Genomic DNA, 12,845 nt, shown 5'->3' with positions numbered 1-12,845 from the left:
ATGCTGCCTTATTGAATATGATGATCCTGAGGTTTAAACCATGACGCCATCAGCCTGAAGGTAAAGCTGAACCCCGGAAAAATGGCGATAACCTTGCCAGACTTACTCTTGTACCAGCTGTTGCAGCCACCGTAATGCCACACTGTTCTAATCATTTGCTTATGGATATTTTCGGTGTAACGGGCTTCCGCCTGCGCTTTCACTTCAATCGTTTGATGTTCTGTATTTTTGGCTGCCGCAATGGCTTTAAAGATATATTTCATCTGCGACTCGATAACGAATAATGCAGATGTATGACCGATTCCGGTATTGGGGCCGGTCACGATAAATAGGTTTGGAAAGTCTGGCATGGTGGTGCCAAGGTACGCGCGCGGATACGCATCCCAGAATCGCTGCAGTAACGTGTTGTTTTTACCGTGAACCGGATAGTCTACTAACCCGTCAGTGGCGTTAAATCCTGTTGCGAAGATAACCAGATCAACATCTAGCTGTTGACCATCCTGGGTAATGATGCCGTCTTGTGTAAAGCGCTCTATGCCCTGATGTTTGTCAAACAACGTCACATTGTCACGACACAGCGTTGGATACAGCGTACTGGAGACAATGACTCGTTTACAGCCGATAATAAAGTCGGGCGTGAGCTTGCGCCGCATGTTGTCATCTTTAATTTGCGATTGCAGATACTTACGGGCTTTCTTACCCGCCAGTATTTCCAGCATTGCTCTGGAATACTTAAAACCAAGAATGCGTATTTCCAATGCCCAATACAAACTCCAGCGCAACAATTTGTAGAATAACGGTTTACGCAACAGTGTGCGCTGCCATGGCTTAAATGTGTAATCAGGTCGGGGGAGAACCCAATGAGGCGTACGCTGAAACACGTTCAAATGAGCAACATGTTCGGCAATTTCGGGAATAATCTGTGCTGCACTTGCGCCGCTACCAATGATTGCTACACGTTTGTTTTTAACATCAACACTCGAATTCCACTGACTGGAATGAATGGTGTGACCTTGGTACTTTTCCAGATCCTTAAATGCGGGCGTATTGGGATGACTTAATGGACCTGTCGCGTTAATGACGAATTTCGCTTCAACCTGTTTTCCATCAGCAAAGGTCAATTGCCAGTATTTTTCGTTATCGTGCCAGTGCATTTCTGACACCGTGGCATTTAACTCCACATATTCATCAAGAGAAAACGTTTTAAATATATGATCCGTGTAAGCGCAAAGTTCGTCACGCTTAGCAAACATTTCTGTCCAGTCGTAAGGGACATCGGCAAGAGAATAAAGTGGTGACTGCACGTCAACCGCCGCACCTGGGTAAGCATTTTGACGCCAGGTACCACCACTGAAATCGCGGCGTTCAAAAATCTTAAATGATGTGTAGCCTTGCTTTAGACAATTGATCGCGGCTATCTGACCACCGAAGCCGCTGCCTATAATCGCAATATCTAACTTCACGAGTGTGTTGTTCAATAATCAAAAACATCATGCTACTCGAGACGTTAAGTGAATGTAAACAGGGTTAACTTAAACATTAACGACGTCAGTCACGATCCTGTATTTGCCCATCGATGCTGTGCAAGCTATGGTGAAGTAAGCTTTTCTCTGGAACGATCAATTCTATATGGCAAAACCTATCCTTATTTCTCTGCTGGCCCTGTTTACGTGCTCTGCACTCATCGTATGGATAACGTCCGGTTGGTGGGTATTACTGTTCATTTCGGGCCTATTGCTGGTAACTGCCATACATGACAGATTCCAGAAAAAGCATGCCTTGTTACGAACCTTTCCATTGCTCGCCAGGGCTAGATGGCTTATGGAGGATATCCGCCCCTTCATTCAACAGTATTTTATCGAATCAGAAACAGACGGCACGCCAATTAGCCGTATGTTTCGTAATATTGTCTATCAGCGAGCAAAGAACAGCCGCGAGACGGTGCCCTTCGGCACCAGAATAGACACCTATCGTACTGGCTATGAATGGCTCGGTCACTCAATGGCAGCGGTGGATGTGTCTCAGCTTGATTGTGATCCCAAGATCAAAATTGGCGGGCCTGACTGCACGCAACCTTATTACGCCAGCATGTTAAATATTTCAGCTATGAGCTTTGGCTCACTGAGCCAAAACGCCCTCATGGCACTGAATCACGGCGCCGCCCAAGGGCAGTTTTATCATAACACTGGAGAAGGCGGGATCAGCCCCTACCATCTGGCCGGTAATGCCGATTTAGTGTGGCAAATTGGCACGGGATATTTTGGCTGTCGCGATGAAGAGGGTCAGTTCTGTGAAGAAGCGTTTATTAAAAATGCACTGCGTCCGCAGGTCAAAATGATCGAGATTAAGATTTCGCAGGGTGCTAAGCCAGGCCACGGTGGGATATTACCCGCGGATAAAAACACGCCAGAGATTGCGGCAATTCGCGGCGTTGAGCCGCATACGCAAGTTGACTCACCACCGACTCATAAAGCATTTACCACTCCACTTGAATTGGTTGAGTTTATCGCGCGATTGAGAGAGCTCAGTCAGGGCAAACCCATTGGCTTTAAACTGGCTATCGGTCGAAAAAGTGAATTTATGGCCATATGTAAAGCCATGCATCAGCGCAATATCACGCCAGATTTTATTACGGTAGACGGCGGCGAAGGTGGCACGGGCGCGGCTCCTTTGGAGTATACAAACTCTATTGGGGCCCCGCTTAATGAGGGGCTGGCGTTTGTCGATGACTGTCTGCACGGTTTTGGCCTACGCAACAGGGTAAAAATCATTGCGTCTGGAAAAATCATCAGCGCGTTTCATTTGGTGAAACAGATTGCGCTTGGCGCCGATGTTTGCAACAGCGCCAGGGGCATGATGATGGCGTTGGGATGCGTACAATCTCTTACCTGCAACACTAATCGCTGTCCGACGGGGGTAGCGACACAGGCTCCGGCGCTGTTTAAAGGCCTTGTGGTTAAAGATAAAGCAATCAGAGTAGCGCAATTTCAACGTAAAACTGTGCATGCAGCAATGGATATCATTTCTTCTGCGGGGCTAAGTCACCCGGATGAATTAAATCGCAGTCACGTATTCAGACGCATTAGTCAATCTCAAGTATTGAGATATGATGAAATCTACCCGACTGTACCCACTGGCGCGATGCTCGAGGATAAAGCACCGAAGCGACACCTATTACACCTTCATGAGGCAGATGCCAACACGTTCGCACCGCGAAATCAGATCATTAAGATTGCCAATATTGCGGATGTATCAACGGTGTGAATGACGCTTATTCAATTGATTTACATCACAGTATTTAAAGACGAAGTAGGTTATGGTGAATCCATAAACGGGGCAAAGTAGGAGAGAGACAATGTCATCCCACTATCAACGTGTACTGGTAGCACTGGACATCTATAATTCATACGACGCTGTACTCAATAAAGCACTGCAAATTGCCGAAGATAAAACGCAGGTACATCTGCTGCACGTCACCTTTCCTCAAACCAGTTTTGAACCCTATGGATTGTATTTAGAGCGCGATTTTACGCTGGAAATTACAGAGCAGGCAGAGCAGAAGTTGCGTGATATTGCGGATAAAAACCAGCTTAATAAAGACCATGTTTATGTCAAAGTTGGCCCCGCCGCAGACATGATCCACAACACTGCAGAGGCCATTGATGCCGATTTAATTGTCATCGGCACCCATGGTAAGAGCGGCATGAAATTACTACTCGGTTCCACTGCCAACGCGGTATTACATGGCGTAAACACCGATGTACTTGCGGTTCGAATCAAAGACTGAGTGCGGTCGACGTTAATTTACATCGCAAGCCGTTAACTTGCAGAGGATTGCCTTTCTTCTTTAAGATGTTGCCCGAAAAACTAAAGCAACATACCCAGGAGAAAGCAACATGTCTTTGAAGTTCAAAGCATGGACAGGTGCCGTTGGCGCTGTGACATTGAGTGTGTCGTCTGCACTCGCTACCCCGTTCACTATTGAAGACTTACCCCGCGTACAGCACGCGGGCAATGTCACCGTTTCTGCAAACGGTGACGTCACCGCCTACACATTATCCGTACCGAGAAATATGCTCGCTGGTGATGAAGACGGCAGGACAGACACCCACCTTTACATTATTAAAGGCGATAACGCGCCAGTAAGATTTATCGGTACAGAAGGCAGTATATCTGGCCTGCAATTCAGTGCTGATGGAAATAAGTTGTATTTCAGAAGCAAGCGTGACGGTGATAAAAACACCTCGCTTTACCATATTTCCATGCAAGGTGGTGAAGCAAGCAAAGTGTTCGAGTTTGATACGGCGATAGGCGATTACGCATTATCACCGGACAACAATACACTTTACTTTGTCGCCAAGCCTAAGCAGGACAAAGACGACCTCAAAGACAAAGGATTCAAAGCTTACGCGTACGAAGAAGATCAGCGCCTGGCAGGCATCTGGAAGGTGTCGTTACAAGATCAAAGCGCTGAAGCGAGTCCGCTATTTGCAGAAGGCCACGTTAGCGAATTTGAATTATCTGAAGACGGAAAGCAAATTGTCGCTGCGGTTGCACCAACCAACCTGATTGATGATTACTATATGCAACGTGATTTGCATGTCATCGACGTAGACGATGCAGAGATAACCGCCACAGTTGATATACCAGGTAAACTGGGCACCTTCGTCTGGTCTGGCAATGGCGAACATATTGCACTGCTTGCTGGTACCGACATTCACGATACGTCAACGGGCGTATTAATGCTCGCAGATCCTGACAATGGTGCTCTGACCCAGCTAACAGCTGATGCCATGCAGCATGTAGTAGATATTGATTGGCTTGATAACTCTTCAATGCTTGCTGTAGCCCATCGTGGCGTGGAAAGTGCCCTTGTGGTGTATGACACACAAGGTATTGAACGTAAGGTATTCACAACGCCAGAGGATATTTTGGTGAGAAGTGCGGATATTGGCGGCGACAATGTTCGCATCATTGCCGACAGTCCAACACATCCCCGTGCCGTTTTTGCTGCTACAGCAAGTAACGTAACGAAACTGACCAACCACAACCAGTGGCTGGCAGATAAATCCCTCGCCGTACAATCAACCTTTACGTTCAACGCGCGGGATGGCCAGAACGTAGAGGGGCTACTGATTACACCCAATGGCGACAAACCGAAAAATGGCTGGCCATTGATCCTGACTGTTCATGGCGGTCCAGAAGCACATTACAGTGATGGTTGGCTAACTGGCTATTCTCTGGCAGGGCAATTCGGTGCAGCACAGGGTTATGCTGTATTTTATCCTAACTATAGAGGCTCAACAGGGCGTGGCGTAACTTATGCTAAAGCGCACCAGAATGATTATGCCGGGAAGGAGTTCAACGACCTGGTTGACGGCGTCAAAGCGCTCGCGGAGCAGGGCATTGTGGATGCGAAGCGTGTTGGTATCACCGGCGGTTCATACGGTGGCTATGCCTCAATGTGGGGGGCAACAGCGCTTTCAGAGCATTTCGCTGCAGCAGTGGCCTTCGTGGGAATTTCCAACCAGGTATCTAAATTTGGTACCAGTGATATCCCTAAAGAAATGCATCTTGTACATTCGCTTAAATGGCCTTGGGAAGATAATTGGATGAATCTGATTGAACGCTCTCCCGTTTTCCATGCTGGCAAGAGCACAACGCCAACGTTAATTTTACACGGTGAAGAGGACACGCGTGTGCATCCGAGCCAGTCTATGGAGCTTTACCGGTCCTTAAAGGTCCGCACAGACACACCAACCAGGCTGGTCTTTTACCCAGGTGAAGGGCATGGTAATCGTAAAGCCGCAGCACAATATGACTATGCATTGCGCCTGATGCGCTGGATGAATACCTACCTTGCAGAAGACGCGACCAGAAAAGATCCCATGCCAGAGTTCGACTTAGGCATGAAGGAACGTCTGGAATCTTCGAAAAGTGATAAAGACTAAAACACAGTATTGTGACCAGTAGGGGCTTTTGAGCCCCTTTTTATTTAAGGTTTTCACTTCGGTGTGCCGATATTGGAATAACAAATCACATTTCACTGATTTGTCTACAGGTAATTTGAATACACTGCTACTATCAGTGGTGTTGCTTAATTAAGAGTCCTATCAATGTCGAGAAGAAACCAGCATATTGTCGATAAGGAAGTGACATTTTCTGACAATGAAGAACTTGTGTCGGTAACCGATACCCGCGGCGTCATCAGCTATGCAAATGCCGAGTTTTGTAAAGTTGCGGGATATGAAGAGAGCGAACTTGTAGGGAAAAATCACAACATTGTCCGACACCCGGATATGCCAAAAGCCGCGTTTGCCGACATGTGGGAAAAGCTAAAATCGGGCAAAGCCTGGCGAGGAGCGGTAAAAAATCGCTGTAAAGATGGCAAGTACTATTGGGTAGATGCTTTTGTAACGCCGGTATTTGAAGGTGGCAAACTGACGGGCTATCAGTCGGTTCGAACCACACTGTCACGAGACGTGAGAAGCCGCGCGGAGCGTCTCTACGAACAAATAAATGCGGGTTCAAGTATCGATGAGCCGTTCTGGAAGCAATTTAAAATGCGCGCTGCATTATTTGCGTTGCTGTCTGTATTGGCAATTGTCGGGAGTTTTTCTTTACCCTCGCTAAGTATCACTCTACCTGTTATTGCGTTGGGATGTTTTTATATCGAGATTTTTGCTATCCCAGGGGAAATAAACAGTTGGAAACAGAATTACGACAGCGTTTCTCGGATCGTATACAGCGGTAATGGTTCCGCAGACGTGTTGCGCTTCAGAGAAGCGATGCATGCAGGCCGTTCAAGAACCATACTTGGGCGGGCGACTGACGGTGCCAAGGCGTTGCTTGACAGCGCACTGCAATTAAAATCCGCATCTGAAAAAACCCGTGAAGGTGTTGAACGACAAACACATGAATTGCATCAACTCGCCGCGGCGATGGAAGAGATGTCAGCAACGATAAAGGACGTAGCGCACAACACTACCAATACATCTGAAAAGGTCGATGCGGTACACGCGGATTGTCGAAAGGCAACAGGGTCCATGGACAATACCATGAAGATCGTTTCAGCATTGGCTGACGAGGTTGCCGATTCTGCCACATCGTCCGAGCAGTTGGCTAAAGAAGCAGAGCAAATTGGTGAAGTCATCAGGGAGATTCAGGGTATTGCCGATCAAACTAACCTGTTAGCCCTGAACGCTGCCATTGAGGCTGCTCGTGCGGGTGAACATGGACGAGGGTTTTCAGTGGTCGCAGAAGAGGTGAGGGCACTGTCTACCCGCACCCACAAAGCCACTGAGCAGATTCAGAATTCCATGTCTGAAATCCAGGATACGTTACTGAATTGGGCCAGCAAGATGCAGCGTGGTAAACAAACTGCCGAACAGTGTCTTGAGGAAACCAAAGATACCGTTCATATCATCAATAAAGTCTATGAGGATGTAACAACCATCGCTGATTTCGCCACTCAAATATCGACTGCCGCAGAGGAACAAAGCGTGGTGGCAGAGGAGATCAGTCGTAATGTGATGAACGTTAATCGCGAGGCTGATTCGAACCTGGCACTGGCTGAAGATGTATCTACACAATCTGACAGTATCACGAAACGTTCCGAGAGCCTGGCTTCACTGCCATTGAGTTTCAAACCCTAGTGTTAAGCATTTAGCTGATAAGAGCGCAACTTCCGATATGCTGGTTTGAATCTTTCATGATTCATACCAGCATATTCGATTTCTCCCTGAATCTTTAGCCTGATAAAGTGCTTTGTCTGCGAGGTTTATGTGGTCTGAAATTGTGCCGCTTTGGCAGACCATCACTTCTACCGCACCGATACTAATAGTAACGAAAAGATTGTGCTCTTTATAATTAATTGACATTGACTCTACGGCATGACGCATTTTTTCTAGTGCTCTATGTGCATCTTGTTGATTGTTATTGGCAAGAATTACAGCAAATTCCTCACCACCTAATCTGGCTAGATAATCATCCGAGCGACAGCTATCATGAATTTTATTTGCGACGCTTTTTATAACTTCATCACCTGCATCATGACCGTAAGTGTCATTTACCTTTTTAAAGAAATCGATATCAATGATACCGATGCAGCATTGAACGTCATTTTCTTCTAGCATCTTACTATGCTCAATAAAAGCGCGGCGATTTGGCAGCCCTGATAGCGCATCAGTCATTGCCAGCTCGAGTAATCTTTCTTCAGCTTTAGCTCGCGCCATTTCGAGACCAACCGCATAAAATAGACCAGATAAAGCGTCGAGCAGTGGCTGCATGAAAATTGCGTCACTGTCTATGTATGGTGTTGCTTTATTGGCTAACCCGATCATCCCAACGGTCTTATCTTTCAACTTGATAGGTAAGCCCATGAAACGGTTTATTCTTGGGTGACCTTTAGGTGTGCCCCGGGAAGCAGGATGTGAGGCAGGGGAGTTACTCAACACCTTCTCACCGGTAACGATGACTTGCCCAAAAAGATTATCAAAGCTATCGAAATAAAGGTCGCGTTCTCGATACCGTTGAACCAATTGAGAACTAACATCATCCCAGGATATATCCGAAATCGCGTGAATAAAGAGTCGCTGCGCAGATGCTGATTCTATAATTTCTCCGATAAACGCGAATTGACTGTCTGTAATTTCAATAAGTTCAGGTAATATCGCCTGACAGGCGCTGGTTAGGTCGTTATCTCTAAGATAATTTGCTCTCGCTTTATTAATAAAGCTTAGTAGTTGCGTTTTCTTCTTTTCAGTGAGTTCCTGCTCCATCCTTTGGGTTATATCACGGTGAATACCTGCTAGCCTCATGGGCTGTCCGTTACCATCACGCTCGACCACTTTACCGTAAGTCTCGATCCATACCCAGTGTCCATCAGCATGGCGCATTCTTAATTGAGCACTGTATACATCAATTTCGCCAGATAAATGCTTACTAAGCGTTTTATCTACTCTTTGGATATCAGCGGGATGAATCAACTGCCTGAAGAAGCGAACGCTTGTATCGAAATCTTCGATACTTAGCCCTAACATGTCGCACCATTTTCGATTTACCTGATTAACGTCCGCGGTGATGTTCCAGTCCCAAGTTCCTAATTCTGAGGCCTCAAGTAATAACCGCATTCGTTGATTTGTTTCATTTAGTCTATCTTCAATATACTTCTGCTCACTAGTATCGAATAAAAAGGCCTGAATATTTATAACGTTGCCTCTTGAATTGAAAGTTGCGTTTGAAAGCATACTTAACCAAACATTTTTTGATGCGGAGTGAATACATAGCTTGCATGAATTTGTTAGTGCGCCTTCCTGATGATAATGAATCGCCTCGTAAAAATGTGCTTCACTTTCATTTGTCAGGATATCCTGAATGGTGACATTTCCTGATAACAGTTTTTTGTGACTGATACCTAAAATGCGTTCACAGTTTTTTGAAACTTGAGTGAGTTTTAATCCATTATCAACATTCCAGGTAACTTGAACGATTGGAGATATTTCAATAAGATTCCGTTCTTGAGTCATGCTGTCGAGTTCATGACTAATATTCAACTGTCTCTCGACCATCCGACTGATACTTTTCAGCGTACTTTTCTGAGAATCTGATAATTTTTTAGGAGACGTATCGGCAAGAAAAAGTACGCCGACAATACTTCCGTTTAAATGTAGGGGGTATCCGGCGATAAATCGTAATTTTGGTTGTCCATCCATCACAATTAAATTTTCAAATTCACTATCTAACGCCGCGTCTTCGATAAAGAGTATTCCTTGATTCACTAGAATAGCATCGAATAACAGTTTGCAATCTTCCGTGACGTCGAGCTCACCTCGTGATGCAATAGTAATGAATTGGCCTCCCCCTGCCACACTCAGAGAGACTATAGGCAACGAAAATATCTCTGACACAACACCAACCAATTCATCCATGTTCTCCAATACATCAGCATTAAGTCCTAAGCTCAAATAGTTCTTGTCACTCGGTACGTCTTTCATGTCATAGATCTCTTTCAAATAAATAACACGTAAATGCTAAATTGGTAGAGCATCCTAAATACTAGGCTAATAGGTAGTTAGATTACAATTTTCACAGAAGGTATGACCTTTCCCCCTCAAACTAAGCCACCGGTTGAGGGAGATTTTTATTGGGGGCCGGTCAATTCCATCGGTGTTAACTGTCCTAATGAGCGAGGATATTGAAAATTATAAGGCTGTCGGCTTTGATGACTTTCTGGGTAAACCTACTGAAATGGAAGAACTGTTCAACATGCTCAAACGATTTTTTAAATGAAAATGAACTATTAAAGCAGGGAAGGGACTACGAAGAGCCCCTGTCATTCAGACTAGCCTCACCCCCGGGTTGGCAGCAGATGATTCGGCCCTTTGCCCACGTGCGGTATCCTCGACATAAGATGTAGATAAAATCGTATCGACAAAATGCCACTCACTCTCTACTTTATCTGCTGTAAATGTCAGTGTCATGAATCCACGATTATTCACATTCACATACTGAAGATCTTCAACCAGTTGTACAATACCGGCTTCCGTCGCCAGTGCATCTTCAGGGGCGATGGAAAGGTACTCTTCCAGGCCGGGAGAGGAAACTGAAGGCGTGGCAAACTCAACGCCAACAAGGTCACCCGACGCATCTTTCAGATTAATTGCCCATGCATTGTGGGTATCACCCGCCAGTACAACCAGATTTTTGTTTAGTTGTTTGGCGGTGCCAAGTACCACTTCTCTTTCATACGCATAGCCATCCCATGCATCAAGATTGTACGGAATAGCAGGTAGCTGCAATAACGCCATGACATTTGGCGTGAGTCGACCGATATTCGCCTGCAGATAGGCTAGCTCTTCAGGTGTCAGCGTGGGGTCGCCAGCCTGTGCTCGCTGTGCCAGAATGGCAAGCTGTGCAAGTTCGGCAAATTCACTGATTGATAGCTGTTGCGTGGCAATGGCGGCAGGCAGCGACATACGTCCCATCAGAACCTGCTGACCCAAAACCTGCCACGTCGCATTCGACATGCTCATTGAGCCTTGCAACCACTGCAGCTGTTCAGCACCCAATAAGGTACGGTTGGGATCGCTGACGTCAGCAGTAAAACCGGCAGCATCCAACGATCCAGTGATCGGATTCAGATAGTTTCCATAATCGAGCTGCTGGTCACGCCCGGCAATTCGGGTATCAAGCATGTATAAATCAACCAGATTGCCAAAACTGAACTGACGATTGATGACCTCATTGTTGCCTTCTACCACCGGACGAATAGGCATCCACTCAAAATACGCCTGTAACGCATCGAGTTTACGCTGCTCGTAGTCACCTTCTTCAAACTGATGATTCTCTGCACCGTCTTGCCATGCGTCATTGGCAACCTCATGATCATCCCAGATGGCAATAAAGGGCAGGGCGGCATGAAGTCCTTGTAAACTTGTATCAGAGCGATACTGCGCATAGCGTGTACGGTAATCAGATAACGTCATCAACTCTTTATTGGGCAGCACTTCTCGGCCTATTGTTGCGGCATTTTCACTGGCGTAGCCGTCTCTGTCATATTCATATATGTAATCGCCAAGGTGTAAAACCGCATCGAGATCAGACTGCTGTGATGCCAGATCGTATACATTAAAATAGCCTGCGGGGTAGTTCGAGCATGAGACCACGGCTAGTTTGACACTCTCTACATTACCTTCAGGTAAGGTTTTGGTCATACCAATAGGTGAGCTAACGCCATTGGCCATAAAGCGATAGTAGTACGTAGTATTCGGCGTCAGATCTACAGCATCAATTTTCAAGGTGTAATCACTGGCCGCAGTAACCGCTGCGCTGCCATTGGTAACGATATCCGAAAACCCTGAATCTGTGGCAACTTCCCACTGAATATTGACCTGACCACTAAAGTTCTGCTCCAGCGGTGTAACCCGCGTCCACAGGATTACGGCCTGTTGAGTGGGATCGCCACTGGCAACACCATGCTGGAACTCGACTGGGGTAGGGGGAATATTCGGCGCTTCAGGAAGGGTGAGTTCATCACTGCCAAGGCATCCTGCTAATCCTGAAGATACGATAGCCAGCCCCACACCACGTGAAGTAAGTTTTAAAAAATGACGTCTGGTGAAAGAATTCATAATGATAGTTAATCCATTGCTATACCGATGCAGCGCTGCATCTCGAATTCAATCACCATAATGTGAAATATTTGTGAATAAAAGTGTTTTTTACGTTATTTATCAATAACGTCAGAGCGGGTAAATAAACGCTATTCCAGCAACCACCGCGTTTTCGCCATCAATATGATCAAGGCTGATTGTCGGCGCAATCTCAATGTCTCCAACTAAAAAATCATAAGCGATGGTCGCGCGGTACAGTTGTTTATTCTTTTGATAGGCGCCGCCTAATCTTTCCTGGCCTAAACCAAATCCCATACGCAGCTGTGCTACCGGGTGGTACATTGCCTGCGCCACAACAACGGTGGCGCCATCGCCGTGATGGGCATCGTTGATACGTTCATAAATTAATTCCAATCCCCATTTAGGCGTAAAGCGATATTCATATTCCAGACCAAGCGTAAAATTATCTTCGCCGTCAAAGTGGGTATTGCCAATAAAGATCCCAGGAAAGTGTTTTTTACCTTGCGCGGCAGAAACAGTTGTTGGAAGTGCAAGCAAGCATGTCACGAAAACCAAAGTACAGAATGATTTCATACAAAATTATGTCTTACAGAAAATGATCAATGAATCAATAGACTAACATAAAATATTGCGCATGCTTGAATCGGGTTTACGGTGATGGCGTTATTTTCAACAACGAAACACAGCGTTACCTGCCAAACTTAATAATTG

At 46.0% G+C, this 12,845-nt stretch carries 8 protein-coding genes; 4 read left to right on the top strand and 4 right to left on the bottom strand.

From position 1 onward, the window contains the following. Nucleotides 1–8: 8 nt before the first annotated feature. Entirely contained in the window at nucleotides 9–1,463 is a 1,455-nt protein-coding gene (locus G441_RS0102640) for a flavin-containing monooxygenase (RefSeq protein WP_034474148.1), read from the bottom strand. A gap of 166 nt (nucleotides 1,464–1,629) precedes the next feature. Between G441_RS0102640 and G441_RS0102635 the strand changes: the two genes are divergently transcribed. The 4 genes from G441_RS0102635 to G441_RS0102620 all read left to right on the top strand — a co-directional run bounded on the left by G441_RS0102635 (nucleotide 1,630) and on the right by G441_RS0102620 (nucleotide 7,655). Then, the gene (locus G441_RS0102635) at nucleotides 1,630–3,264 is read left to right on the top strand and encodes an FMN-binding glutamate synthase family protein (RefSeq protein WP_026374920.1); all 1,635 of its coding nucleotides are present in this window, start codon (nucleotides 1,630–1,632) and stop codon (nucleotides 3,262–3,264) included. A 91-nt stretch (nucleotides 3,265–3,355) separates the two neighbouring features. After that, on the top strand, nucleotides 3,356–3,787 hold the full coding sequence (locus tag G441_RS0102630) for a universal stress protein (RefSeq protein ID WP_026374919.1): 432 nt from the start codon (nucleotides 3,356–3,358) through the stop codon (nucleotides 3,785–3,787). Between the two features lie 109 nt (nucleotides 3,788–3,896). Further along, on the top strand, nucleotides 3,897–5,951 hold the full coding sequence (locus tag G441_RS0102625) for a S9 family peptidase (RefSeq protein ID WP_051275284.1): 2,055 nt from the start codon (nucleotides 3,897–3,899) through the stop codon (nucleotides 5,949–5,951). Between the two features lie 165 nt (nucleotides 5,952–6,116). After that, nucleotides 6,117–7,655, top strand: coding sequence for a methyl-accepting chemotaxis protein (locus tag G441_RS0102620; protein WP_026374917.1), 1,539 nt, complete (start codon nucleotides 6,117–6,119; stop codon nucleotides 7,653–7,655). A gap of 54 nt (nucleotides 7,656–7,709) precedes the next feature. On the opposite strand, the gene G441_RS0102615 is transcribed toward G441_RS0102620, so the two are convergent. From G441_RS0102615 to G441_RS0102600, 3 genes are all read right to left on the bottom strand, one after another. Beyond that, nucleotides 7,710–9,995: a sensor domain-containing diguanylate cyclase gene (locus tag G441_RS0102615; protein WP_051275283.1), complete on the bottom strand. Its 2,286-nt coding sequence runs from the start codon at nucleotides 9,993–9,995 to the stop codon at nucleotides 7,710–7,712. A 342-nt stretch (nucleotides 9,996–10,337) separates the two neighbouring features. Then, complete coding sequence (locus tag G441_RS0102605) at nucleotides 10,338–12,131, bottom strand: alkaline phosphatase D family protein (RefSeq protein ID WP_026374915.1); 1,794 nt, start codon at nucleotides 12,129–12,131, stop codon at nucleotides 10,338–10,340. Nucleotides 12,132–12,242: 111 nt separating this feature from the next. Continuing rightward, nucleotides 12,243–12,707, bottom strand: coding sequence for a hypothetical protein (locus G441_RS0102600; RefSeq protein ID WP_026374914.1), 465 nt, complete (start codon nucleotides 12,705–12,707; stop codon nucleotides 12,243–12,245). Nucleotides 12,708–12,845 lie beyond the last annotated feature (138 nt).

The organism is Aestuariibacter salexigens DSM 15300 (assembly GCF_000429145.1).
In the GTDB taxonomy this organism is placed as follows: domain Bacteria; phylum Pseudomonadota; class Gammaproteobacteria; order Enterobacterales; family Alteromonadaceae; genus Aestuariibacter; species Aestuariibacter salexigens.
This window is presented reverse-complemented; position numbering and strand designations above follow the sequence as displayed.